The sequence below is a fragment of the Fulvivirga maritima genome (assembly GCF_021389955.1).
GTDB classification, from domain to species: domain Bacteria; phylum Bacteroidota; class Bacteroidia; order Cytophagales; family Cyclobacteriaceae; genus Fulvivirga; species Fulvivirga maritima.
This window is the reverse complement of the sequence record NZ_CP089980.1, coordinates 2,636,818-2,662,245: the sequence shown is the minus strand read 5'-3', so window position 1 is coordinate 2,662,245 and position 25,428 is coordinate 2,636,818. Positions and strand designations below refer to the sequence as shown.

Annotated in this window: 23 protein-coding genes; 16 read left to right on the top strand and 7 right to left on the bottom strand. The window is 37.5% G+C overall.

What is annotated here, in order from left to right:
• Positions 1-28: 28 nt before the first annotated feature.
• Positions 29-262 (top strand): acyl carrier protein, encoded by a 234-nt coding sequence (acpP, locus tag LVD15_RS11390; protein ID WP_233780453.1) that lies wholly within the window; start codon positions 29-31, stop codon positions 260-262.
• Positions 263-510: 248 nt separating this feature from the next.
• Positions 511-2,322: a M61 family metallopeptidase gene (locus LVD15_RS11385; RefSeq protein WP_233780452.1), complete on the top strand. Its 1,812-nt coding sequence runs from the start codon at positions 511-513 to the stop codon at positions 2,320-2,322.
• Between the two features lie 67 nt (positions 2,323-2,389).
• Here LVD15_RS11385 and tssO read toward each other — a convergent pair whose 3' ends face one another.
• From tssO to LVD15_RS11355, 6 genes are all read right to left on the bottom strand, one after another.
• Positions 2,390-2,893 carry a type VI secretion system TssO gene (gene tssO, locus LVD15_RS11380; RefSeq protein WP_233780451.1) on the bottom strand — a complete coding sequence of 168 codons (504 nt, stop codon included), beginning with the start codon at positions 2,891-2,893 and terminating at the stop codon, positions 2,390-2,392.
• Positions 2,894-2,911: 18 nt separating this feature from the next.
• Positions 2,912-4,072: a hypothetical protein gene (locus LVD15_RS11375; protein WP_233780450.1), complete on the bottom strand. Its 1,161-nt coding sequence runs from the start codon at positions 4,070-4,072 to the stop codon at positions 2,912-2,914.
• 4 nt (positions 4,073-4,076) lie between these two features.
• A complete protein-coding gene (locus tag LVD15_RS11370) occupies positions 4,077-5,060 on the bottom strand; it encodes a PKD domain-containing protein (protein ID WP_233780449.1) in 984 nt (327 codons plus the stop codon).
• 7 nt (positions 5,061-5,067) lie between these two features.
• A complete protein-coding gene (locus tag LVD15_RS11365) occupies positions 5,068-5,523 on the bottom strand; it encodes a hypothetical protein (RefSeq protein WP_233780448.1) in 456 nt (151 codons plus the stop codon).
• Between the two features lie 64 nt (positions 5,524-5,587).
• Positions 5,588-6,847, bottom strand: coding sequence for a type VI secretion system baseplate subunit TssF (locus LVD15_RS11360; protein WP_233780447.1), 1,260 nt, complete (start codon positions 6,845-6,847; stop codon positions 5,588-5,590).
• 40 nt (positions 6,848-6,887) lie between these two features.
• The gene (locus LVD15_RS11355) at positions 6,888-7,319 is read right to left on the bottom strand and encodes a GPW/gp25 family protein (RefSeq protein ID WP_233780446.1); all 432 of its coding nucleotides are present in this window, start codon (positions 7,317-7,319) and stop codon (positions 6,888-6,890) included.
• Between the two features lie 230 nt (positions 7,320-7,549).
• On the opposite strand from LVD15_RS11355, the gene LVD15_RS11350 reads away from it, so the two are divergent.
• The 4 genes from LVD15_RS11350 (at position 7,550) to tssD (LVD15_RS11335) (ending at position 10,436) form a co-directional block, all read left to right on the top strand.
• Positions 7,550-8,119 carry a C40 family peptidase gene (locus LVD15_RS11350; protein ID WP_233780445.1) on the top strand — a complete coding sequence of 190 codons (570 nt, stop codon included), beginning with the start codon at positions 7,550-7,552 and terminating at the stop codon, positions 8,117-8,119.
• 24 nt (positions 8,120-8,143) lie between these two features.
• Entirely contained in the window at positions 8,144-9,076 is a 933-nt protein-coding gene (locus LVD15_RS11345; RefSeq protein ID WP_233780444.1) for a hypothetical protein, read from the top strand.
• Between the two features lie 30 nt (positions 9,077-9,106).
• A complete protein-coding gene (locus LVD15_RS11340) occupies positions 9,107-9,943 on the top strand; it encodes a TssN family type VI secretion system protein (RefSeq protein ID WP_233780443.1) in 837 nt (278 codons plus the stop codon).
• A gap of 106 nt (positions 9,944-10,049) precedes the next feature.
• Positions 10,050-10,436 (top strand): type VI secretion system tube protein TssD, encoded by a 387-nt coding sequence (gene tssD / locus LVD15_RS11335; RefSeq protein ID WP_233780442.1) that lies wholly within the window; start codon positions 10,050-10,052, stop codon positions 10,434-10,436.
• A 646-nt stretch (positions 10,437-11,082) separates the two neighbouring features.
• Here tssD (LVD15_RS11335) and LVD15_RS11330 read toward each other — a convergent pair.
• Entirely contained in the window at positions 11,083-12,402 is a 1,320-nt protein-coding gene (locus tag LVD15_RS11330; RefSeq protein ID WP_233776597.1) for an IS110 family RNA-guided transposase, read from the bottom strand.
• A gap of 637 nt (positions 12,403-13,039) precedes the next feature.
• On the opposite strand from LVD15_RS11330, the gene tssD (LVD15_RS11325) reads away from it, so the two are divergent.
• The 10 genes from tssD (LVD15_RS11325) to LVD15_RS11280 all read left to right on the top strand — a co-directional run bounded on the left by tssD (LVD15_RS11325) (position 13,040) and on the right by LVD15_RS11280 (position 25,336).
• A complete protein-coding gene (tssD, locus tag LVD15_RS11325; RefSeq protein ID WP_233780441.1) occupies positions 13,040-13,426 on the top strand; it encodes a type VI secretion system tube protein TssD in 387 nt (128 codons plus the stop codon).
• Between the two features lie 229 nt (positions 13,427-13,655).
• A complete protein-coding gene (tssD, locus tag LVD15_RS11320) occupies positions 13,656-14,051 on the top strand; it encodes a type VI secretion system tube protein TssD (RefSeq protein WP_233780440.1) in 396 nt (131 codons plus the stop codon).
• A gap of 12 nt (positions 14,052-14,063) precedes the next feature.
• A complete protein-coding gene (locus LVD15_RS11315) occupies positions 14,064-14,795 on the top strand; it encodes a hypothetical protein (RefSeq protein ID WP_233780439.1) in 732 nt (243 codons plus the stop codon).
• A gap of 53 nt (positions 14,796-14,848) precedes the next feature.
• Positions 14,849-15,547, top strand: coding sequence for a hypothetical protein (locus LVD15_RS11310; protein ID WP_233780438.1), 699 nt, complete (start codon positions 14,849-14,851; stop codon positions 15,545-15,547).
• A gap of 38 nt (positions 15,548-15,585) precedes the next feature.
• A complete protein-coding gene (locus LVD15_RS11305) occupies positions 15,586-17,415 on the top strand; it encodes a type VI secretion system Vgr family protein (RefSeq protein ID WP_233780437.1) in 1,830 nt (609 codons plus the stop codon).
• A gap of 3 nt (positions 17,416-17,418) precedes the next feature.
• Entirely contained in the window at positions 17,419-17,880 is a 462-nt protein-coding gene (locus LVD15_RS27100; RefSeq protein ID WP_306416926.1) for a PAAR domain-containing protein, read from the top strand.
• 11 nt (positions 17,881-17,891) lie between these two features.
• Positions 17,892-21,908 (top strand): SH3 domain-containing protein, encoded by a 4,017-nt coding sequence (locus tag LVD15_RS11295; RefSeq protein WP_233780436.1) that lies wholly within the window; start codon positions 17,892-17,894, stop codon positions 21,906-21,908.
• A 5-nt stretch (positions 21,909-21,913) separates the two neighbouring features.
• Complete coding sequence (locus LVD15_RS11290) at positions 21,914-22,756, top strand: hypothetical protein (RefSeq protein WP_233780435.1); 843 nt, start codon at positions 21,914-21,916, stop codon at positions 22,754-22,756.
• 163 nt (positions 22,757-22,919) lie between these two features.
• Positions 22,920-24,494: a glycoside hydrolase family 24 protein gene (locus LVD15_RS11285; protein WP_233780434.1), complete on the top strand. Its 1,575-nt coding sequence runs from the start codon at positions 22,920-22,922 to the stop codon at positions 24,492-24,494.
• Positions 24,485-25,336, top strand: coding sequence for a YqhG/Tai3 family protein (locus LVD15_RS11280; protein ID WP_233780433.1), 852 nt, complete (start codon positions 24,485-24,487; stop codon positions 25,334-25,336). Before LVD15_RS11285 ends, LVD15_RS11280 begins: the two co-directional genes overlap by 10 nt.
• Positions 25,337-25,428 lie beyond the last annotated feature (92 nt).

The following is a 25,428-nucleotide window of genomic DNA, read 5'->3' as shown; positions in this document are numbered from 1 at the left end:
TTATTTTAACAACATACCCTAAAGACGAATGAATATTCAAGAAACCATTACCAAAATTTTAGTTGACAAGCTTGGAATAGCGGAAACTGAAGTTACCCCTGATGCAAATTTTGTAAAAGACCTGGGAATAGATTCACTTGACTACGCAGAACTGGTAATGGAATTTGAGCAGACGTTCGACATCAGAATTCCTGATGAAGACGCCGAAAAGCTTCAAACCATTAACCAAGCAGTAACTTATATACAAGGAAAGATAAAGTAGTCTTTCTTAACAACACACTTCATGGCTTTGGCGCACCATTGAGCCAAACAAGTTTACCCAATAGTCTTCAAAGCCATACCTTCTTCCTTTCCTCCTACATTCCTTTATTACCTTACTTTATACTTCTCGGAGATCACTGAATTTAATGAACATTAAATCTGCTATAATTTTCCCTTAAAAACATTCCTGATTCCTCTTACAAATTGTAATTTTACCATTTATGATCTGAGTGTTAATTTTTCTTGATAATGAAATATTATTTATTAATTCTGACCCTATTTTTTTGGTCACAAACCTCCTTTTCCCAAATAGTTAACAATTATAGCGTCTCCTTTAAAAACGCGGAACACCATGAAGCCCACATAGAGGCCACTTTCACCAACTTAAGGAGAGGCACCATTTCTCTCACTATGAGTAGAAATGTAAAAGGTGACTATGAGAACCATGCTTTCGCCAAAAACATCCATGATGTAGAAATCACTGATAGCAGAGGTCGAAATATTAAGTCGATATCAAGGCCTAACCTCTCTCAATGGGATGTAACCGGACATGACGGAACCATACATGTAGAATACAACCTATTTGCCGATCAGGCCGATGGCATTTTTTCGCAAATAGATGAAACCCACGCTTTACTGAGTAATCCTTCGGCCTTTATGTTTATAGAGGCAGTAGATAACCGCCCTATTGAAATCACCTTTGAATTAGGCGAAAGAAATTGGAGAGTAGCTACACATATGTCAGAGGTAAGTGCAAACACTTATTTGGCTACCGACTTGCAACATTTTATGGATAGCCCTATACTTTTGAGCAACTATATCCTTAGAGAACGTAAAATTGGAAGTCAGGATAAGCCGCAGACTATTAAAATGGCCCTGCACTATTACGGCACCGATCAAGAAGCTGATGATTTCTTTGATACGGTAATAAATGCCCTCACCGAAGAAAGTAAAATATTTGGCGGATTCCCTAGTTTTGAAAATAATGAGTACCTCTTTCTGGCCTGTTTCATGCCTCAGGTATCTGAAGGCGGAGTGGCTCACAGGAACACCGCCGTTATCACCTCACCTACCAGCCTGGCTTATGGAGGCGTACAAAAGAAAGTAGAGGTCTTTTCCAGGCAGTTTCTACACACATGGAATAAAGAACGCATCACACCACTTGGCCTGAAGCCCTTTAACTATCTACACCAGAATTTAACAGAAGAACTCTGGTTTGCCGATGGCTTTTCTGAGTACTTCACTCAGCTCGCTTTATGCAGATCTGGCATTATTACACCAGAAGAGCTAATTGAATCATTTACCGACACCTACAATCGTATTTGGGGTGCCTCTGCCAAACCTAGCCTTAATGCCATAGAATACAGCAGAAAGGTGAATTTCACGAATCAAAAATCAAAAAACACTGAGTCAATATTTTTACCGCACAGAGATTATGGCTTCCTACTTGCATTGGCGCTAGATATGACACTTCGAGATAAAAGTGCAGAACTAAGCCTGGATGATTTCATGATGCTTTACTGGACTAAATATGGCAAAACTGAAATCAATTACAGCAATGATAATCTCTTTATTACACTAAGAGAATATGCAGGTAAAGGACTTACTGATAAGTTTTTCTCAGATTATGTTTATGGTAATGAGATTCCTAAATACAACAAACTGCTAGAACAGACGGGTGTATATTTACGACCATTAGAAACTCCATATATAGGTGTAGCGGTAGAGTTCACCCAAAACGGAAAAGCACAGGTAGCAGAATATACTCTAAAGGACTCCCCAGCCTATAATGCCGGCCTTGAAAAAGGGGATATTATAATATCAATAGGAGGAAGAACCTTCTCCAACCGAGAGCAATATGAAGAGGCTCTGAGCTTATTAAGCTCTGAAAAATCTACCGAAATAGAATACAGACGTAATGGCAGAACCAGAACTGAAGAGATCAAAATAGAAACCAGTCCACAAGCTGAGTTCGCCCTATTTCCAGATCCTAAAGACAAGGCGCTTAATGTAAGGCATAACTGGCTTAACAGTAACCCTCCCAGCAACGCTGTAGAATAAACATAAAAAAAGGCTGTATCAATAATCATTTTTGATACAGCCTTTTTCAATTCATAAATCTTCTCTATCAGCGACGCATGGCATCTAAATACCTATTAGCCTGTTCTAATTCCTGATTAACCCTTTCCAACTCCTCTTCATATTCCTCCAGCTGCGCATCTACCTCTTCATATTCTTTCAGCTTGTTTTTTGCCGCCTGCAGGTCTACATAAGATTTCACAATATTGCTATACATATCATATCTGAAGGTGGAATCTTCCTTTGGAATAGATTTCTGTAAATCCACAATTTTTGCGTTAAGCAAGGCATTAACATATTGAACATTTTGCCCAGGAGTATCTAAAGAATCCATCAAGGCTCTAATTTCTATTAACTGTGAAGAGAACTCCTTCTGATATTCCATCTCAGACTCTATAATTTTAGCCTGGAGTCTCAATACTTCATTCTCTTTTGAGGGAAGCGTATCAAAATCAAAGAAAATAGTTACTACTATTACACAGACTGTAAATACAAAGAGTACAGCAAATTTTATAACGCTATTTCTTCTATCCTTACTGTTTTCCGGTTTCATTTATCCTTTTCTTATTTTTTAATCCAATAAAAAGCTCCTTCTACTCTTCACTTCTGGCTTAGCTATCACCTCTTCTTTCACAAAAATGTTAGAATCAGTTTTCTTACCTATATACTCTAACTCATGCAGCTTCTTATATAAAGCAAGCATTAGTTTAGTAAAGTTAGCCACCTTTCTCAGGGCAGCGTTAATGTCAGTATGCTGATAATTCAGCTCTATCATATCCACCAGAGCGTTTTCAAAAGCTCCTTGGTTCACATCACACCAATCAGATAGGTAATTAAGAAGCTCTTCTTTCCCTGTGCCCGCATAAATATCAATACTGTTTTTAATGACCCTGGCCAGAGACATTAGCTTAGCCATGGTAGAAACTGGCGGCGCATACTTATCTTGCAACCGATAAGTGGTTATAATGCCTCCTAAATACTGTAAAGTGTTTTCACAGAGCGTCATCACCATTTTAGCAAGATCATTATTCTGCTTCTTTTGGTATACTTTATGAATCACGCTCATGGCATAATTTTCCAAAGCATTTAAAAAAGTGCCTATTTCTGTATGAGTATACAGCAGATCCGGATGGCTCATAATAGATACACAGGGAGGAATGAAATCTTCCGCTAAATATGCCTCTTCACCCTCTAATTTTACAATCTTGCCTATGGTTAGGTGGTAAGTGCCAAACTCTTCAGAATTTACCTGTTGCTTCCCGATAATGCTTAGACTATATTCAGGAATTGCATACGGATGTCTTGGAGGCTCCTCATTAGGATCAGCATCTCCTATGGGCATTCTCTTGTATGGGTTAACGCTTAAAACTATAAAGTACTCTGACTGCTCATCGTCGATTGACTCATTAACAGAAAGGCTCTTGCCCTGCCTCTCCAGAAAACCTGATATCTCAGGAGTAATGGATATTAAGCACCCTCCCAAAGTAATAGCCTTACACTTCATTAGCTTTACTTGCACATTACTCTGACCATCTAATGAAAATGAAAGCTTTACGCTCTCCTCACCTTCAGCAGCAGGAAGCAACCCGTATGAATTTGGGTTCAAGCTACTCATTCCTATATTTTGAGAATATTGCATCAGGGCATTTTCAGTATCAATAAACCTATCTTTATTGATCTTCATGCCATCAACCCAATTTACCCTTAAGTAATTACCATCTACCTTTTCCATATCACTAAAACAGTTTTGTTGAATATCGTATAGTAATGTACTCTACACAATTGTTCTTTTTATTTCTAAATAGTTCAAGCTCCTTAATTTTAAGCTTCTTGCCCTTAATTTTATCACAGAACTCTATGAACGTGGTCTTTTTTCCTTTAGCCGACATAGGCATCTGTAGATTATCACATATAAATTCACTAAAATCTTTGGCGCTGGCCTTTTCATCGGCTACTTCTAAAAGCTTAGCGGCGAAATCACGAGTACTAATATCTGGAGCTCTAAACTCCTCCTCAGGCTCTTCATCAAGCTCTTTAGGCTTATATTTTATAGCAGGCGGAGCTTCTGCCTTTTTCTTTACTACCTCTTTTTTCAGCTTGCGCTCTTTAATTACCGGTAGCACATTAATCTTTTTCTTGGTAGCATATCTAATATCTCCGTTTACAACCAGAGAGATGGTTTTTAAGCCCGGTTCCTGATATGCATACTCAGGGTTTTGCTCTGTAGAATTTACTTCTGCAGTTTCCCCAAAGCGCCACTCCCAAGATTTTGCACCCTTTGTTTCATCGGTTATTTTTAATTTCTCCCCCACCTTTATTGATTCAGGAATAGTGAAAGCTGCCAGTCGGGTAGAGTCTAAAATAAAGGCTTTTGTATCAATAGTAACATTAGCTACTCCTTCACACCGACCGTCTAGCACCAACCGAACTTCATAAATACCTGGCTTATCATAAATATGAAAAGTAGATGAGCCAGTCTCTACTTTGGAACTATCACCAAAGTACCACTCTCGAGTACCTTGTTCATTGGTATTATCAATAAAACGTATAATTTCTCCCACCCTGAAGTTATTAGCCTCCACTGCAAAATCTACTTGCACACATGGCTTGTTATTAAAATACCTGTATGCAAACACTGATGATGATGCCAGAATGGTTATTATAAAAAATAAAATAACGCTTTGATCAATATGATTATTCTTAAAAGAATTCGCGGCCATATTAAACTTATTTTAGTACTGTAACGAAGTAAGGAAAAACACTTAATGACTGCTTATCCAGGATATTTAGTAAGTTGCTTTTTATGGCATCCCACTCATAGTCAGAAATCTCCACTTCTTTGTTTTCTGTTAAAAAAATCTCCATAGTAGGCACCAGACCTTCATTATTGCCTACTCCTGTTTTAAAAACCTTCTTTATTTCTACCTGTGTAATTTTGTCTCCACATAACTCAAAGCAAAGTGCTTTCATATCCTCCTTAGTCACTATTCTATTTCTGGTGAGCAAAGCCCTTCTATAAGCATGCAGTCTTTCTTCTGTATTCAGCGCATTTTTGCCTTGAAAGGTAGAAGTAAGAAAAACACCTTTCTGCCTAAGCTCACTCCCCTTATAGGTTTGCAAAGTTGCTCCTGCTCTGATGTGGTTTGCCTCTTCTCCATTAGTAACCCAATACTCTACCAGCAATGTATCCTTAGGTTTATAAGGAATTATAGTCAGGTAGTTGGTTTCAGCTATTACCTCATTTATATCAGTAAGTTTTTTTTTCTAATGAAGCTATATTTTGGTTAAGCTTCTTCACTATAGTTTGCAAAAAATCATTACCATAGAGGCTAAAAGCTGCACTTTCATCTTTTAACAGATCTACCATATGCAGAAGATATTCCCTCGCCTTTCTTGAATCTAGCTTGCCTAAATTATCTCTTCTGATCTCATAAGTTCCTCTTTCATCTTGCCCCTCGCTATTTTCTTTATGGTAGTATTGCTGACCGGAAGTATTTGTTACACTTTTTACATCCAAAAACATATCAAGCGTACTCACTGGCACTATATCTATATAATCTTTTAGCTGATAAGATATCAACTGCTGATTTCTATTTATTACCGGAAAAGCATTAAACGAACAAAACAGCTTCTTTAACACATCATTACTGATCACGCTAGGAAAAACTATTTTGATCCAACAAACTCCTTCCAGATCTGCACCACCAGATCTAATTACTTCATCTGGCAAATGGCTTTCAGTATTTAAATGAACCGATGAATTGATAGTTACAAAATGCTTTTCATAAATCTTCTTTACATCAGACTCAATATTTCTGGTCTTATCAGGTGTAGCAGAAAACAAAGCCTCCAGATCTTTCATCTCCTCCAGATCATTATCTCTATACCCTACAGAAGTGTCAATAAGCTGGTCGTTATAATAAAACTTAGCTTGCTGCAAGTGGTGATAGAAAAGCTCCCTATCCTGCACATCCATAATCTCAAAAAACAGTGTTGTGTTGATCAAGTCAATATTATCACCACCCGGCTGCACCCCTACATATATGGTAGATGGACTAGCACTTATTTCCTGCTCATAATCCTCAGATAAAGATATTAAGGATTTCATTTCCACCTGGTGTATATTATGGTCACAAAGCACATGTGTAATGGCAGCATTAACCAATTTAAACTCTTGTACAGGTGAGAAAAAAATATTTTTAAGGTTAGACTCGTCGGCGCCTATTCGCTTATTGAAGTAAAATAGATTCTCCGGTTTAATGAAACTGTCATTACTGACCGGCATCACATGAGCAATACCATGAGCAGGCCTAACCCCGTATAATGTTTCTGGAGTCATTAACTGCACTAACTGCTCGGTAATTCTGCTCTGGGAGTTATTAACTTCGCTAGATATTTTAGCCACCTCGGTAGCACAAGCATCTATTAAAAGTGTTACTAAAGGGTCGAATGACGTTTCTATTTCACTTGGCTGCACTCCCCACAAGGAGGCAGCTCGCTTTATCATCCGATTTTTTATTTCGTTGGTCTTGCTCAAAATCGTCTATTTAATAAGATAGCGGTGCTATGTAAAACTTATCATAAAAAGAAAAAGGTTCATTAGTAGCTCTTATCACGGCTCGTAGAGATATTTCCAATCTCTTCTTCACCCTATGTTGATCATATAAATGATCAAACTCATCTTCCCTAATTACTACACTTATATCTAAATCCTTAATTCTTCTTTCTTTGCCAGCTATACTTGTTAAAAGCGAATTAGTTATAATATTCTTTAATTTTTGATTTGAGGTTAGGTTGTCAAAATCAAGCTCCCAAATAATAGATCCAAAGGAGTCATCAAAGGCACATTCTCCAAACTGAGAAGTAATTATCAGACGAATAAAATTAGATATCGATGCTGATATATCACACTTATCAGCCTCCCTTTTAGAAATGATATCTAAAGTATTTAAAGGAAATTTATAAAAGGAACTTAACATAAAAAATGCAACAAAATTAAAAAATGATCCATCAGACAGAAGTCAAAAATATGACACATCTCAGAAAAAATCGTATACAAAGGTATCATTTTTAATATTTCCATACCTTAATCTCATAAAATAAAATTATTCCTCTAACAACTATAAAAAGCTTTTGATGTATATTATCTTTGGAAAAATCATGTGGGGAAATGAATTCTTATTGCAGAATATTTTTTTTAATTGTTGTGTTGGCAGGTATACAAGGGTGCAAAAGTCAATCTTCTCTGGCCCATTTAGACGATAATGATGTAGAACCAAAACCTAAAGAACCCACCATACTTCCTATCCAAAAAAAGTATGGTGAAATGATAGGGGTCTCTCCAGAGGAGATTACCAACTTGAATTTATATCAGTTTATCGAATCCTGGATAGGCACTCCTTATAAGATGGGAGGAGAAGATAAGGCTGGGATAGACTGTTCATTTTTTGTGCAATATCTTTATCATGATGTATACCACAAGCTTATTGAAAGAACCGCCGAAAGGCAGTTTATGTCTCCTGATACAGATAAATTTAGAGGTCAGGAGTATTTACATGAAGGAGATTTACTTTTTTTCAATAGCCAGGGTGCTCAGCATCTACCTATTACACATGTAGGCGTATACCTGGACAATCAACATTTTGTGCATTCCGCCTCAAATCATGACTCCCAGGGGCATAGTGGGGTACAAATAAGCAATCTCTCTGATGACTATTGGCAAAAAATGTTTGTAGCAGCAGGCAGAAAGCCAATAAAAACAAGTACAGAAAATAATTAAATGATATTCTTTAGCTAGTTAAGAATGGAAAAGGATAAAATTAAAAAGGTTTATCAGGAACTACTTCTTTTTTACCAAAACCTAAGAGCTGAGGTGCTGGTTTCTGAAGCCCTTAAAAACTCTGAATTAGATTATTCAGACATAGACATATTTAATAAAGGCACTTTTTCCCGTTCTTACAGGACTGATGTTATAGATGTTAATTTTTTTAGCTTATTAGAGACGCCTCCAAAAATACAGCTTAACCTGGCTCGCAACAGCCTGTATGACCTACTCCCTGAAGGCTTCTTCCATGAAAAAATCAAAGATGATGATGGAAATGATTATAAAAAAATACGCAGGAAATACAAAGAAGAAGAAAAAAGTGCCCGTAGCTTCTTCGCTCCTATTGAGAACGAATTATTTGTTCAAAAAGTAAAAATAGAGCAGAAAGAAAGGCAGCTCATTGAAGAATTCAATAATCTAGACAATGACTTCCTGATCCGCTTTTGGGGGCTTAACGCCGAAATCCCTGTAAAATATAACCTCAGGCTATTAAAGCTACTCCCTCTTGCCTATAAAATAGCAGGCAAAGAGGCGCTTACAGCACTAGCGCTGGAGAAGGTGATAAACGAGAACGTGACCATTACCAAAAATTTCAGAAAGCATCAATTCAACAATGACACCCCTAAAAACGAAAAACGAAACTATAAATTAGGGGTAGATTTTATTCTAGGCGATGAAGAAGATGAGGTACTATACCCCTACTATGATGTAGAAATAGGCCCTGTTAATAATGACAAAATACACCACTTTTTGGAAGGCGGTATACTTGCGAAAGTCACAGACATATTTTTTGATTTCTTTATTCCTTTGGAAGTAGAGACAACACTTAATATACTAAATAAAAAGGACGATAATGAGTTTGAGCTCAATGATGAGCACACTCCAATGCTAGGACTCAATACTCGTTTATAATTTTTACAACTTAATAACCAAAATGAAACCATGATAAAGCTGGGAATAGTATTACTGATTATCACGGCACTACTTATGACGGTAGTAACCAAACTAAAAAAGCTCTTCCTAAAAGATGCTAAAAAATTCTTCATCTACATGTTAGTAGTTATAGTACTCTTTGGCGTTAGTGGTTTTCTGGCGAGCGACAACGTATTACAAAATCTCCCCATCAATAACTTTATAAGCTTTCAGGTAGTATTCTTCCTGTTAGGCGTATTACATGTTTTTGGTCTAAGAAAATTTTTCCCTCAGCTGTCGGAAAAACCCGGTAGCTTTTGGGCTGAATTTCTATTCACCGTAGTCACCATTTTTATAGGCATAGTCGGCTTCATGTTCGTGTGCAACCTATATAAACCATTCTACACTTTTACATTTCTGCTTAGCACCATATCATTTATCGTGCCTTTGCTAATAGTAAAACTCTTTGAATTTGCCCTTTTGGTACCCACTCCTATATACAAAAAATGGTTTTACCCTGCAGGAGTAACCATAAAAGAACCCAAAGAAGATGAATTGGTGAACCCATTGGTACTTTCATTTGAATTCGAAAAAGGTGACAACTCTACAGAATTTAGCAACTTCCGGTTAAAAGCACCCGAAAGAATGGAATTTGGCAAACTTTTCTATTTCTTTATAAACGACTATAACGAAACACACCCCGGCAACGGCATTACCTATCTGGATAAAGACAACAATCCCACAGGATGGATCTTTTACAGAAAACCCAACTGGATGGGCACACCGAAGTTTATTAACTACAATAAAACTATAGAAGCCAACAACCTAAAAGAAAATGATGTGATCATTTGTGAAAGAGTTTCTTAAAATATATTAGATAACTCTTTTTATATTCGCGTTTATTTCCAACCTTTCGGATTATTCTAGATATAGAATTTATTATAATTATTATACATATCTAAATTTTATTATTATGTCTTTTAAAGCTAAACTTAAAGTTTCTGGCACTGAGTACAATGTGCTTAGCTGTAACTACGGCTTAAGCCAGGAAACTGACGCCACCGGTCGTCCTTCTGCTGTTACCAGAGGTGGTATGATCACTATCACAGTAGAATCTACTTCTGACACCAGCCTTTCTGACTGGATGTTCAACAACTTCGAAATGAGAAATGGATCTATCGTATTCTTAAAAAGAGATACAGATGCTACTTCTAAAGAATTAGTTTTCGAAGATGCCTATGCAGTAAAGTACAAAGAGAACTTTGACGCAACAGGAAGAAATGCCATGACAGAAACAGTTACTATTTCTGCCAGAGTAATTAAAATTGGCGACGGTCAGCATGAAAATGCATGGGTATAAACCCTAGTAAATTATAAATGAAGAGGTTGGATAAAAGTAATTACTTTACATTCAACCTCTTTTTTTATTTCAGTTAGTCAACCTAATTGATATCATCTGACCCCAGATGATATTTAGCCCTACTAATCCAAATACCACCGGATAACTTATTTGCGTAGAAAACTTAGCCTAGCCCCAGGGTCAAGCTGAGGTGACTCGAAGCTTAGGCCGGCATTATGGAAACACAAGCTTTATTGATACACATTTACACTAGCATCATCATTGTCGTCATCCCGGCCGCAACGAAGTGAAGAGCCGGGATCTCACCGCTCAGTTAGCAGTATCTGATCTGCGAGATTCCTGATATCCTTCCGCTGCGCTTCATGATTCAGGAATGACGCTCATTTTCATAGTGATTTCGAAAAAGATTTGAAGAATGTGAGTTCTCAGGATGACTTTGCCTTGGAGCCCAGGCTGCGTTCTGATTTTTTATGCCTACTCTTACTGTCAAACTAAAAACGAGGTCAAGCCGAGGTGAATCGAAGCTTAGGCCTGCATTATGGAAATACAAGCTTTATTGTTACACATTTACTCCTGTTAACCAGCATTAGCAGTCACTGGTAAGTAGAAAGTCTATCCTTCGAGTGCCTACCAATGACGTAATACACTAAATAGGTATTTGTTCAAGCTCATAACCTAATTCTTTAGCTGTTTTTACTAGCCATCTTTCTCTATGGAGCTGCATTTTTTCTTCATATGCTTTGATGCCCCGTTCTGTATAATCAAGCCCTTTTACCATAAGCCGCCAGTAGAGTACGGCCAGTTTTCGGGCGGTAGCTTTAGTGGCTATGCCTGGACCTCTTTTGCTTTTCAATCTACGCCCAAAAGCTCCCAGTGCTATCTTTTTGCTTTCTATTAAACTTTGGGCTATTTGTCTGAATATTTGTCCTGCCTTTGGCCTGTACTTTCTGTTTCTGGTTTTATTTTTCTTGCCAGACTGGTGTTGACCTGGAGATAATCCTAGCCATGAAGTGAAATGTTTCTCACTGGGCCACTTACAAAGTTCCATGCCTATTTCAGAATACAATTGTAGCCAGGTATAATCGGTAATACCCGGCAAACACGTAGCATCTTTGCCTGAAAAGATTTTCAGCAGGTGTCCTCCTAAGTGGTCTATATCAGGTTTATTATGTCTAACAGGTTTTCGATCTTTAACAGAATCTATTTCATTTTTGCTTTCCATATCTGAATCGTAGTTATTGAACCGCTTCATGACTTCTTCCAGTTTTTGGTCACATGCCAGTATTTGTTGTTTATAAAATTTGTAACCACTGTATGCCTGTCCCAAAGCAAATAACCCTGACTCGGTATAATAGCCTGAAAGTGCCTTGATGACTTGAGAGGCTTTCTTTTCTCTAATACTGCTATGGCACAGGGATAAGAGCTTTTGGGCATCACGTTCCCCTGCCAGGATGGCTTCTATGATCGCCAGACCACTGGCGCCATGTATCTGACTGAGCACTTCTTTGAGCCGGATGTTCATCTCTATTAGCGCCTTTTGCATGTGGTTTACATGCATAGAGGCTGTTCTGAGATGATCTTCTCGCAACCGCTGGTAAGCACGAACTTCCTTCACTTGAGCATCGGGAACAAAACAGCGATTCAATAAGCCATGACTATGAAGTTGCTGAATCCATTGACAGTCCTTTACATCAGTCTTTCGACCTGGTACTTGTCTTGTCTGGCGCCCATCTACTAACCAGACATCTAAACCTGCTGATTCTAGGATCTCATAAAGGATGATCCAGTAAACGCCGGTGGCTTCCATGGCCACTGTCTCGATCCCCTCTGATAATAAATAACACGATGCCTCTTTAAAACTTTCAGTGAAAGTCTCAAAAACACGAACATCCTTGTTTTCCACGGATACGAAAATGTGCTTGGCTCCTATATCTATGCCTGCAGCATTTGCTCTCATCTTTTTCATGACTAATATTCTAAAAGTTAAACAAAGACCTGTAGGATGAAATATTGTACACGACAGACTACCAATCGGACATTCCTATAAAAACAAGGAAGTACCATACTTTGTGACTCCTTTCTATCCAACCATGCTCAGGGACAGGCAAATTGCACTATGCCAGGTTCGGCTATATTGTACAGGCCACTTCTATTCTTAACGTCATTTCTTTTTGTGCGGTTGAAACAAATGTTAGGTCTCAGGATGACTTTGGCTTGGAGCGCAGGCTGCGTTCTGATCATATTTCAAAACCTCCCTTACTAGTCAACAACTCCCTGCCTGCATTAAAACCATAAATAGCCTATAAATCAGAGAAAATTGAATCTAATCCCCCTGAGACTACTTTTTCAGCTTAAATTACCAAAACTTGGATTATTCTTATTTTTTAAAAAAATTCACATAAATTAATTTTTTTTATTTGCACCAAATAAAATTTATTAATCTAAATACCAGCGAGTTAAAAAATATATCACACCTCTCTGGTTACCTTTCTCTAAAACACAAATTTTAAGAAAATTATTTTTTTTATTAGCTTCGAACCGTGCAAGTCACAATCATTATTATAACTATTTTATTATTATTATAAATTTTAAATTTTATTACTATGTCTTTTAAAGCAAAATTGAAAGTTGGTGGAAATGAGTACAATGTATTAAGCTGTAACTATGGCTTAAACCAAGAAACTGACGCCACTGGCCGTCCTTCTTCTGTTACAAGAGGAGGTATGATCACTATCGAGGTGGAGTCTACTGCAGACACTAGCCTTTCTGACTGGATGTTCAATAACTTTGAGATGAGAGATGGTTCTGTTGTCTTCCTTAAGAGAGACACTGATGCTACCTCTAAGCAGTTAGATTTCGAAAACGCATACGCGGTTAAATATAAAGAAAACTTCAACTCGTCTGGCGATAACCCTATGACTGAAACTATTACTCTTTCTGCTAGAGTAATCAAAGTAGGTAATGGCGAGCATGTAAATGAGTGGGTGTAATTTTTTTCACCTTAATTAAAGCATAATTAAGGGGTTGTATCAAAAGAAGTTACTTCATAAGTGAATGCCATATTGAGGCACCCGAAATGTGATCTCTTTTAAAAATGAGATTTCATGAACCTCAATCTGGTTTAAAAGTGGCTTTTGGTACAACCCTTTGTTGTCTAAACTGGCCTTTATTAAAGCCAAATTTTACTTGGCCATTTTTTATTTAAACTTATTTACTATCATGTCTTTCTTAGCAAAGTTGACTTTAGATGATGAGGAATTCAATATTTTAGAATGCGACTTCAGTTTAAAGCAAAGCATAGATGAAACCGGAAGACCCAGTGCCAAACCTAGGGGAGGACTGATACAACTGGTCATCGAATCTAATGTGAAAATCGATTTTTTCGAATGGATCTCATCCGGCACCGCCACCAAGTCTGGCGAAATAACTTTTTTCAGAAGAGATAATGTCTCTAGCCTGAAGAAGCTTGCCTTCAAAGAAGCTTACTGTGTAGAATACAGAGAGCGATTTAACTCTGTAGACACACAACCTCTGCGCATACACCTGGTAGTTTCAGCCAAAGAGCTTACTATGCAGGGCACCACTTTTTCCAAAAACTGGCCTGCCAAAGCTTAATTAGTATGACTTATGGCAGAACAACAAAAAACGGCTTCTCAAATAAAGCAGGAGCTTAAAACGCAATATGGAGTAAACAACGTATACGGTTGGTCTGGCTATGTAGATGATCCTAACGAAAAACCCGTGCTGGATCTAATAGAAAGCATAGCTGCCGCTTTAGGCTTAAAGCCATCCTTCTTTAACACTATTGCTGTAGGAGAAGGACTCAACGTATACGTAGATAACAGCTATGACCCCAACCCTCCGCACATGGTGATCACTGATCAGCAAGTAAGTGGATTTAATGTGTTGGGCACTGATGATTTCGGCTCAGAGTTCGTTAGGTATAAAAAATACCTGCCAGACAGCTACAACGAGGGTAACAGCAAGGCTGATTTACTCAATGATGCTGAATTTATTCAGGATACCAGAATCAATGAACTTGGTCAGCAAACACAATCGGCCATATTCAAAGATCTGGAAAGTGCATTATGGGCATTTGGAGCTACTTTAGCTCACCGTAAAGATCGCTTTTTGGCTAAAGCCAAAGCACTGGGATACGGCAAACCCACTGATGATCAGCTCGCTTACTGGACGTATGTATACTATCAAGGTGAAGGCAACGCTGCCAGATGGCTGCAAGCTAACCGAGGCCTGGATTATAATACCAATAAGGCTGAACGAGGTATGGTACATACACTGGCTCTGGAAAGAGTAGCTACCTGGAGATACATGTTAACTAAAAACATTTTTTCTCAATGAAGCCTGCATCTTTCATAATCGTTATAGCATTGGCTATGTTACACATCAGCTGCATGCCTCAGAAAGCGGATCAGAATTTAACAACTGAAAATCCTGATAGCCTCTTACTGAACATCTATAACAGATATTATGAACAAAGGCATAATTATGCTACTGACCAATCAGAAGGCAGAGATAGCATAATCCAAAGGTTTGAAAATGAATTAAAAACATATTTAAGTCAGCCTAAATATGCTCAGCTCGATTTTAAAGCCCTAAACAGTAACCCTAATATACATATCTTCACTTCTGATGATCAGAAGCTAAAGATCTTTTCATGGGATTTACTTAACGCAGGCTCTAACCACACCTATAACAACATGTTCGTGTGGGTAAAGGAAAGCGAGGCTATAACAGGCAGTATTAAGAATAATGATAATACCTCTGGCTCTATGTACCTGAAAGCATATCAGCTACCAGATAATAGCTATTTGTCGCTGGCTTATGGCACTAATGGCGGAGGCACAGATTATTATACCTTACAGAAGCTATCATGGAAAAACCAACATCTCTACAACTGCGAAGCTTGTTTTGATGGTGAAGATAAGCTGACATACACTAAACCCAGATCATCCGAGAGCTACCCTATATACAACGCCACTTCTAAGACCATCTCTTTTCCGGAGTACAAAAAAGAAGAGGAAACCGGCTTTTTAAAGCCTACCGGTGACACCACTATTTTAAAATACGCTAATGGCAGGTTCACTAAATAATTATTCTTTTAGCGATTTGCTATAAAATCAAAAATATTATGGCCCTACAAACCAACATAGAAATATATATTGGAGGAAACCAGATCCCCACTTACAAGAGATTAGCATTACAGCAAGATCTGGATGCACACCACATGCTTACACTGGTATGCCGAATGGACGTATTGGAAAAAGTAGGCGATGAGTTAGCCTCTGAAAGTAAAAATTTTTTAGGTGAAATTATTACCATGAGTGTAAGCTCCGATGAAGGCTACAGCGAGTACGGTGTGCTGGAGTTTAAAGGGATAGTGGTAAAAGTAAACAACACCAAAGCCTATGATAGCGGTGATGAAGACACCGTAGAAATTACCGCTCACAGCGCCAGTATCATAGCTGATGACGGTCCTCACTATGCTTCTCACAGCGAAGTGAGCCTTTCTGACATTCTTACCAAAACCTTTGAAGGATACGACACTTCAAGACTAGAAACTGCTTTCAACCCTCAAAACACCGAGGCATTATATTATAGCGTACAGCAAAACGAAAGTGCTTTTGAATATGCCAGCCGACTGGCAGCACAGCATAGTGAATGGTTTTACTATGACGGCAAAGCCCTTGTATTTGGTGCTCCTAAAGAAAGTGATGAAGTGCCTCTTACCTATGGGCATGACCTGAAGAAATTCTCATTAGAGCTTAACCCCTCTCCTAATAATTTTAAGTACTTCACTAATGACTATCTCACTGATGAGCTACATGAAAAAACCTCTCAGGAGATCAACACAGGGGTAAATGGATATAATGGCTTTACCAGCCAAAAAAGTGGTGAAATATATGCTAAAGAGACCAGCATATACCTTAATTCTTACACAGACAGCACCCTAAAGCAGCGTTTTGACCTGCAGGTAGAAAAGCAAAAGAAGAGCCGCGAACTCAAGCAAGTAATCGTAAAAGGATCTAGTGATAACCCTGGCGTATACTTAGGACAGGTAGTAGCAGTAAAAAATACAGCAGCAGCACAAGGCTCCTTTAGAGTAACCAAGGTAATGCACACTGCTACTGAAAACGGCAACTATATTAACTATTTTGAAGGCGTATCTGCTGAAATAGACATTTACCCTGAAAGTAATGCTATGGCCTTCCCGCGTAGTGAAAGCCAGGTAGCCATGGTTACTGACAATGTAGATCCAGACGGACTGAGCCGCGTAAAAGTACAGTTTGCCTGGCAAAAACCTACGGGTGAGATGACGCCTTGGTTAAGAATGGTGACGCCACATTCTGGTGGAGAAAAAGGATTCCACTTTATACCTGAAGTAGGTGAAGAAGTCCTGGTAGGTTTTGAAGGAGGCAACGCGGAGCGTCCCTACGTAATGGGAGCCCTATATACTGGCACCAAAAAACCTGAAAGCTGGAAAACAGATGCCAACAACATTAAAGCTATACGTACCCGAAGCGGCCATACTATAGAGCTTAATGACACTGAAGGAGAAGAGACTATTAGTATTTATGATAATGAGGGAAGCATTATCACTTTCAACACTCAGGAGAAATCCCTGACCATAAATGCTACTGAAAATCTGGATCTTACTGCTAAGAATATCAATATAAAAGCGGAAGAGCAGCTGAATATACAATCATCAGATGCACTGAGCTTTTCTTCCGAAGGAGATACCAGCCTGATTGCCAATGGAAAACTCGGCTTGCAGGCTTCTGATGACCTCACCGCTAAGAGTGATGGCAACTTAGCGATGGAAGCCACTGGCGATTATACTGCCAAAGGTCAAAAAGCTATTATGGAAGGTTCTACCAATGCTGAACTTAACGGAGCTCAGACCAAAGTGACTGGTAAAACCATGACAGAGATAAAAGGTACCACCTTAAAACTGAACTAAACTATGCCAGGACAAGCAGCTACCATAGGAAGTATGCACGTGTGCCCGATGTGCACCGGCACCGTGCCTCATGTAGGAGGCCCCATTAGCGGACCTGGCTCACCCAATGTACTGATAGGCGGTAAGCCCGCAGCCATTATGGGTGACATGTGTGTTTGCTCAGGTCCTCCTGACACTATAGCCCAGGGAGAATCTACCGTGCTCATAAACGGTAAACCAGCAGTAACCGTAGGTGCCCTCACAGCACACGGAGGCACCATTAGCGTAGGTGAGCCTACTGTACTTATAGGCACAGGAGCCTCTACCCCTACCGCCATTATGGCGCTGGAAAAAATACCTTTCCCTAAAATTACGATTACCAACCACCTGCTCAGCAACACCAAAGAAGCACAAGCCAATCAGGAGAAGCTGAGGGATGAAAGCAAGAAACAAGGTAGATTAGGTCAATTTAACATCAGCTTTTAACAGTCAGAGATATGAATTTTTTTTACCCCGAAAAAGATGGAAACGGTGAAGATTTGAAGTTTTCAAATCAATTTGGGAAATACCTGATAAGTCATTTTAACACCTGGCATGGTGGTGTACACATAGAAGGTGCTGACAAAGCCATGCAAGCTATTGCTGACGGACGCATTATAGCTTATAGGATGAACAAGGAGTATCAGACATTAAAAGACTCTAGTGACAACACTAATAGCGAGACCGGAGGAGAAAAGAAATACTCCAATAATTTTATATTAATTCAGCACGATATAGAAATAAGTAAAGAGGAGGTCGAAAATGAAGGCGCTGATGACGAGAAAACCACGGTAAAGAAGAAATTCTTCACCTTTTACAGCCTCTATAATCATTTGCTACCCACTTCAGCTTATTACAAAGAGAATAATACAGAAATCCGAAGTGGTATAGACTTACCCAAGTTTATGCGCAACGAAACATTGAAAGCAACGAAAGAAGAAGATTATGATTTTCCGGTAACAACCATTAAAGGTCTAAATGCGAGAACACTTAACAGTGCAGGTGTAACTGATTTTAGGAGTAAAGAGACTAAAAAACTAGTTATACCTTATGGAGATGAGGTTTGTAAAGTGTTAGATGAAGAAGGTAAACTTATAAAGAATGGAAGAGGAATTAAAGTAACCTACACTGATCGAAATGGAGATTACCACGATGATATTTACATTTTTGATGGCTCTTCGCTAAAAGATCTGGGTGATTCATATAAAATCAATACTAAAGGCGATTCAGGTAAATTCATAGATTATCTTGGTTTTTCTGATGAAAAAAGAATTGAACGAGGATCCCGTTTAAGAGAAGAAGCTAACGGCGATTCAGCTGTTATAGGTTTAATACCTAAAGGCACCATAGTAAATGTGCTTGAAAAAAAAGAGGTTAAAATAAAAGAAGGCAAAGAAACATATTGGGCTAAAGTGGAGGGATATGAAGGCTATACTCACTCTAGTAATTTTGCCATTACACAAGAAATTGATGAAGAGAGAATAACTATTGACAAAATAGTAGCCTGCGACATTCCTATCAAGGCAGGAGAACTTATTGGTTATACTGGCTTATTGCAAGGTGACCTTGGCAGCAACTACCACGCTGCTCAGGTAGATGTGTTCATGACTGAAGAAGTAGAAGAGTTTTTATCAAATGATTTTAAAGCAGGAAAAGATAAAAAGAATTACACTATATTGCCTGAAGGCACTATACTAAAGAAAAGTATTACTACTCTTGTTGACCTGCCCAAAGGTTCGACAGTGAAAGTGTTAGACATTAAGGGTGAGTACGTTAATATTCAAGAAGACAAACAACCAGTAAAAGCCTCCCTCAACAAATCATATTTACATAACAAGGTTGATCCTCCAGGCCCCAGGAATGCTTACTTTCAAATTAAGCCCGAATGCTTTGATGAGATAAATAAATCTCATTTCAATAATCAAATACCAGATGTAAACAGTTTTGTCTATTGGTTAAGCCAGAATGGTGACATAACAAAGGTAGAATATAGACCAAAAAATAATCCCGGTAAGTTCTGGGTAAAAACAAAAGATCTTTTCCCTGTTGAAGAAACAAAAACCAGAGATAAAAAAGTAACTGTGCCTATACCTTTTGGACAAGCCACTGACTCATTCCTGGAGTATTTAACAAAGAGCGACTGCAGGGAGGAAGAAAGAATCGTTCAAGAAGAATACTACGATATTCATCCTGCTAAACAAGGCGAACATACCACACTAAATAAAAATATTACTAAAGCTTATTTGGCTATACCAGATAATGAAGATGAAATAGGCGAATATGAAGAGTTATGCAAAGAAGCTATAGTAGATCTTAGCCAAGCGAGGAAGGTTGAAGAAAATAAAGACAAAGCATGGATTCAAGTTACCTGTAGCTATGTAATCGGAAATAAAAAAGAAACAAAAAAGGGGTGGATAGAAAATAAGAATTTCGATACCTTTAGTCTCCATGATTGGAAAAATTCTGGCTTTAAAACTATAAAAGCAGGAGATGAATACATGTATGAAGTAAAAGGGCTTAGAGACTGCAACGATTCACATGCTAGTGATTTTATAAAGAAGTTCTGGAAAACATTGAATGTGAAAAATGATGATGTTTTAAATGTTTTGGAGCTTGATGCCGCATATAGTATGCTTGAAACGCAACTTGCTGTATCTAAAATAGTTTGCCAACACAAAACTGAATGGTCTTATACCGCTAATGAAATAACTAATGAGGTTACCAAATTCTTTGACTACTTGATCGCTCAAGAAGACGAAGACGGAGAGTGGGATCTGGAAAGTCTCAAAGAGCAAAAGCTAAATTCTATAAAAGACCAGGTAGGAAAGTTGATGTTCTGGAAAGAAGCCGCTGGTTTAACATACTATCCTCCTATGGATCTTCCTACTCCCAAGAAGATAAAACCTAAAGGCATTAAAGAAATGGGCTTTGGCACTGATGACCCTGAAATATTAGCAGCAGCTACGAGAAGGATAGAAAACAATCTTGGCCTCCCTAACTTCACACCAAAACCAACTACGGTAGCCACTAAACCAGTCGAAACTGACGCTACTACTCAGACGACCACAACCAACACTGAGACAGTAACTGAGCCAGAATTAAGTGAAGAGAAGAAAGCCCCTGAAACGCAAGAACAATCACAAGAGGAAAAACAGCAAGAAGTGAAACCACCTGAGCGCACCTTCCCTAGTACAGATCAAGTATGGCACTTCCATCCTATTGCTTTTGTGGAGCATATGAAGAAGATTTATGGTGCGGTTTCGGAGGAATGTCCTCAATTAGTATGGGGGAATAAAGTAAGCTGTGAATTTAGAAAGAGAGTAATTCAGATTTCTAAAAGACTTGAATGTGATCCTAACCATTTAATGACGGCCATGGCTCTAGAAACTAACAAAAGTTTCAGAGCTGATGAAAGAAGAGCGGGAAGTCAATATGTAGGACTGATACAAATTGGCAATATAGCCGCTGAGGAGATTAATAGACGAAAAGGAACTAAAATAACTCCAAATCATCTAGAATATATGAGTCCTGAGCAACAACTAAAGTATGTTGAATACTATTTGGAACCAAAAAAGGGTAAGCTAAAAACCCTTGCTGACTTTTACTTAGCTATTTTATGGCCAAATGCCGTGGGGCATGGTCACGAGCCTGACTACGTTGTATTTGATGATAATGCTACAGGAGATAAGAAAAAAAGCTATTGGGATAACAAATTGTTTTTAAAAGAAAAAGGAGAAATTACAAAAGATCCAACTGGCAAAAAAATTTATGGTAAAAAAGGAGGAAAAACTTATGTTTGGGAAATCAAAGAGGAAATAGAGGCATTGTATGAGGAGGGTATCAATCATAAGAATAGATGTGCAACCAATAATAGTTGCACTTTATTAAATTTAGAATTAAAATGTCCCGATTGTAATCAAAGCCATTATGATGTACGAGATTTAATACATTTTCAATCTCAATCAAAAGGATCTTCAAATTGCGGTACAGTATCCAGACATATAATCGAAGAAATTAATGGTATTAGCTGTGAAGGAATATCTGAAAAGGGAGTAGCATACTATCAGTTAGCATTAGAGAATAAAGCTGCTGATACTTTGGATTTTGATATTAAAAAAAGCAAAGAAGCAATTGAATATTTGAATTTAGCTCTGTCTAATAACATACCTATCAGGGTTGGAGTACATCATACCTTTAAAAGTAGAGAACATGGCATTATAAATGAAGATACTACCGATCATTATGTTGTTATCGTTGGTAAAAATTGCATAGAAGGGGAGACTTATTATCAATACTGGGATGTAGGAACGTTTAGAGGTGCCCAAGAAAAATATAAATTTAAATTAGTAGAAGGATACAAGTTGATAAATGATGATGCTAATGCGGGAGGAGGAAAAGATGGAAGAAAGTATACCGTCACACAGATTGCAAGAGCCACAAAAACGAATAGAGTAACAAAAATAGCACTAACATGAATTTAATGTCAAAAGTTATACATTTTATCCTTTTTACCTTTGTCATAATTTCTCTATCAGAATGTGATACTCAGACAAATTTTCACGAAAAAGATTATGAATTTGTCAATTTAGTAGAAAAAGACGGAAAATTATTGATTTATAACCCCTGTGATGCAAGCATAAGAAAAATAATAATAAGAGGGGATTCTTTATATATTCAAACCCAACTAGATGGTATGTATAATAAACAAATTCTAAGAAAGGATAGAATTAGCAACAAAGAATTCCATGTAATATGCCAGTGGACTGATGAGGAAATAGACACTATCCGTTTAAAGAATCAGGGAGAACTATGGGAAATTACGGGTAGGATATACACTGAGGAGTCTAAAATTGATCAATTTGACTACGTAGAGCAGCCTTGCATAGAGTGCTTTTCAAAGCAGGAATGTGATCAGTTTATGAATACGAACTCTAATGATCACTCTGGAAGCAGCCAAAAAGCATTAAGTCCCAAAGAGTACAAGGAAGAAAGGGCTATTACACGCATTGAATCGAAATGGTACGGAACTTATTATTTCAAAGGAGGTGACTTTGATCTTGACTATATTTTGAGTTTTACAGATAAAGACCTAAGGTTAACTACTCAAGCACGTCAATATGGCTACACTGATCAGTTAAAAGCTATTCAAGTAGGAGATACTTTAGGCTTGTTTCATCATAAAAATATATCAGGAGCAAATTATGATAATACCAGGTCTTATGATTTTTTAAAGTTCTATAAGTCTTCTGATGGTAAATTTTATTTTGAGGGTAAATTACCTTATTTACCAGAAGGAGCTATCGAGTTTGAAAAGATTAAGTAATTTTCTTCTAACAAACTATATCTTGTGGGTAATTACCCCCTATTTGGGCGCGTTTGAGTAAAACGGAAACGCGTCCAATTTCTACATGAAATAATCGGCAAACATAAAACAGACCTATCTCGCTGACATAATAGATAATAACGTCACCAAATTCTTTGACTACTTGATTGCTCAAGAAGACGAAGACGGAGAGTGGGATCTGGAAAGTCTCAAAGAGCAAAAGCTAAATTCTATAAAAGATCAGGTAGGAAAGTTGATGTTCTGGAAAGAAGCCGCTGGTTTAACATACTACCCTCCTATGGATCTTCCTACTCCCGAGAAGATAAAACCTAAAGGAATTAAAGAATTAGGATTTGGCACTGATGACCCTGAAATATTAGCAGCAGCTACGAGAAGGATAGAAACCAATCTTGGCTTCCCTAACTTCACACCAAAACCAACTACGGCAACCACTAAACCAGTCGAAACTGACGCTACTACTCAGACGACCACAACCAACACTGAGACAGTAACTGAGCCAGAATTAAGTGAAGAGAAGGAAGCCCCTGAAACGCAAGAACAATCACAAGAGGAAAAACAGCAGGAAGTGAAACCACCTGAGCGAACCTTCCCTAGTACAGATCAAGTATGGCACTTTCATCCTATTGCTTTTGTGGAGCATATGAAGAGGATTTATGGTGGAGGCAAAGCTAAGAGTAATTCAGAAGCTATGATAAGAGCCTTCTTGAGATTAATAAAAGAATTTGAAGGTGTGCCAGGAGAAAAAGGATACACTACACTGTTTGGTGGAACTCAATTTGATGATACCACCACACACCCTGAAAAACCTGTTTATTGGTATACAAACAAAAATGGAGATAAAATACATAGTACAGCGGCTGGTGCGTACCAAATTATGAAAACTACGTGGTGGGATTACAACGGTGAAGTAGTAGAGAACGGAAAGAAAACAGGAAAGAAAAATGAAAACAGAAACTTCGTAAAAAAATATGGCATCAAAGATTTCTCTCCCAAATCTCAGGATGAGTTTTGTATTGCTTTATTATTACATCAACCAAAGTCAGCCAAACTTTTAGGATATTTGTTAAATGGCTTTGTAACGAGAGCTATAGAAGAATGTGCTGCATATACTTGGGCAAGTTTTACCCCTGGCAGATTTAAAAATCAAGGACCTGCCAAAAACGCAAAAAACAAAAAGGAAAGAAAAGAGCTTATTCATAACGCTCGTATAAAACAATGGGAGTCATATAATAAATATCTTGCAGATGAATTATCTGGAAATTCTGACTTACACTTAGAGCAAGGCTTTTTAAAGAGATTTGGTATCAAGGAACCTGAACCAAAAGAATTAATAGAAAATAAAAAAGAAGGACTTGATTTAAATAAAGTAATCGAAAGATTAAACAAAAGAGCTGGGGCTATAGATGTAGCTGTAGGCTATTGTGCCAAGTATGTCCGATTGGCATTAGAAGCAGGTGGAATGAGTACTGCAGGAAGACCATTGTCAGCGAAAGACTACGGTCCTTTTTTGCTAAAGAAAGGATTTGTAGAGGTTCCTATTGGAGATGATAAAATAGGAGATATAGTCGTTATGGAGTCTTTCAAAAATAATCCAGATGGTCATATCCAAATGTATAATGGAGAAAACTGGGTTTCTGATTTTGTTCAAAGAACCTTTTATCCAGGTGAATCATATAGAAATGCACAACCAAAATATAAAATTTACAGATGGGAATAAATAAAAAATTAAGACTTTTAATCCTTTTCTTTTTTATTCAAGCAAGTATTTCGTGTACACAACATGCTAAAAAAGAAAAGAATGCTATAGGTGATATTTCAACAGTTAACATTGAAACGCAAAAAACAGAGTTAGAAAATAATAATGATGAAATCAAATTAATCAATTTTATCAGAGATTTTTATGCTTCCTATCTTACTGACTTAAATAATAGCACAAACACATGTGATTTCGATAAATATCTATCTGAAGATTTTAGTAAACATTTGGGTGACTTAGATTATAATGGGATAATACATGCTCAAGACTACGAGAAATTCGATATAAACACTTTAAATGTTTCAAAAACATCTAAAAACAACGTATATAAAGTCGTTTTTATAAATATGGGTCATGAAACGATTGTGTATATAAAGATTAAGTTAATTAATAAAGATTACAAAATAACTAATATCGCAAGAGACTTCAATCAGGCGGTTGACATAATTGAATCTGAATTAAGATCAGATGAGTATGATTTTTATAAGTTAATATATCATATAAAAGGCACAGAAGCAACGGATCCTGGAATCATGTATGAAATAGAAAATATTGACGACAAAACCGCGCTTTACAGAAATTTTTCAGTCCTTAGATATTTAGAATACTCTTGTATTAAGCAACAAGAAAAAGGCATTTTAAAACTATTTTATAATGAATCACTTTCTGTAGATTACGATGAGTATACAGGAGATTTAAGCAAACCGTTAATAACAATCTATCTAAAAGACGAGGAATATTATGCCGTCAGTCCCCTCATAGAAGATGGTAAAGAGATTAGGCTAGAAGAATCAGATTTTTAACTTAAAATCAATTAACCAAAATCTTATTCCATTGTGGCATGTTTCTTTTAAAGTAACATGCCTATCTCTTTTATTTCTATGAATAAACAGTT

Coding starts and splice junctions, on each gene's coding strand:
- LVD15_RS11360 (WP_233780447.1), bottom strand. CDS start 6,847: ATGATAAAGCGAGCTGCCTCCTTGTGGGGAGTGCAGCCAAGTGAAATA.
- tssO (WP_233780451.1), bottom strand. CDS start 2,893: ATGAAACCGGAAAACAGTAAGGATAGAAGAAATAGCGTTATAAAATTT.
- tssD (WP_233780441.1), top strand. CDS start 13,040: ATGTCTTTTAAAGCAAAATTGAAAGTTGGTGGAAATGAGTACAATGTA.
- LVD15_RS11280 (WP_233780433.1), top strand. CDS start 24,485: ATGGGAATAAATAAAAAATTAAGACTTTTAATCCTTTTCTTTTTTATT.
- LVD15_RS11385 (WP_233780452.1), top strand. CDS start 511: ATGAAATATTATTTATTAATTCTGACCCTATTTTTTTGGTCACAAACC.
- LVD15_RS11355 (WP_233780446.1), bottom strand. CDS start 7,319: ATGTTAAGTTCCTTTTATAAATTTCCTTTAAATACTTTAGATATCATT.
- acpP (WP_233780453.1), top strand. CDS start 29: ATGAATATTCAAGAAACCATTACCAAAATTTTAGTTGACAAGCTTGGA.
- LVD15_RS11295 (WP_233780436.1), top strand. CDS start 17,892: ATGAATTTTTTTTACCCCGAAAAAGATGGAAACGGTGAAGATTTGAAG.
- LVD15_RS27100 (WP_306416926.1), top strand. CDS start 17,419: ATGCCAGGACAAGCAGCTACCATAGGAAGTATGCACGTGTGCCCGATG.
- LVD15_RS11310 (WP_233780438.1), top strand. CDS start 14,849: ATGCCTCAGAAAGCGGATCAGAATTTAACAACTGAAAATCCTGATAGC.
- LVD15_RS11330 (WP_233776597.1), bottom strand. CDS start 12,402: ATGAAAAAGATGAGAGCAAATGCTGCAGGCATAGATATAGGAGCCAAG.
- LVD15_RS11315 (WP_233780439.1), top strand. CDS start 14,064: ATGGCAGAACAACAAAAAACGGCTTCTCAAATAAAGCAGGAGCTTAAA.
- tssD (WP_233780440.1), top strand. CDS start 13,656: ATGTCTTTCTTAGCAAAGTTGACTTTAGATGATGAGGAATTCAATATT.
- LVD15_RS11375 (WP_233780450.1), bottom strand. CDS start 4,072: ATGGAAAAGGTAGATGGTAATTACTTAAGGGTAAATTGGGTTGATGGC.
- LVD15_RS11290 (WP_233780435.1), top strand. CDS start 21,914: ATGTCAAAAGTTATACATTTTATCCTTTTTACCTTTGTCATAATTTCT.
- LVD15_RS11305 (WP_233780437.1), top strand. CDS start 15,586: ATGGCCCTACAAACCAACATAGAAATATATATTGGAGGAAACCAGATC.
- LVD15_RS11340 (WP_233780443.1), top strand. CDS start 9,107: ATGATAAAGCTGGGAATAGTATTACTGATTATCACGGCACTACTTATG.
- LVD15_RS11370 (WP_233780449.1), bottom strand. CDS start 5,060: ATGGCCGCGAATTCTTTTAAGAATAATCATATTGATCAAAGCGTTATT.
- LVD15_RS11345 (WP_233780444.1), top strand. CDS start 8,144: ATGGAAAAGGATAAAATTAAAAAGGTTTATCAGGAACTACTTCTTTTT.
- tssD (WP_233780442.1), top strand. CDS start 10,050: ATGTCTTTTAAAGCTAAACTTAAAGTTTCTGGCACTGAGTACAATGTG.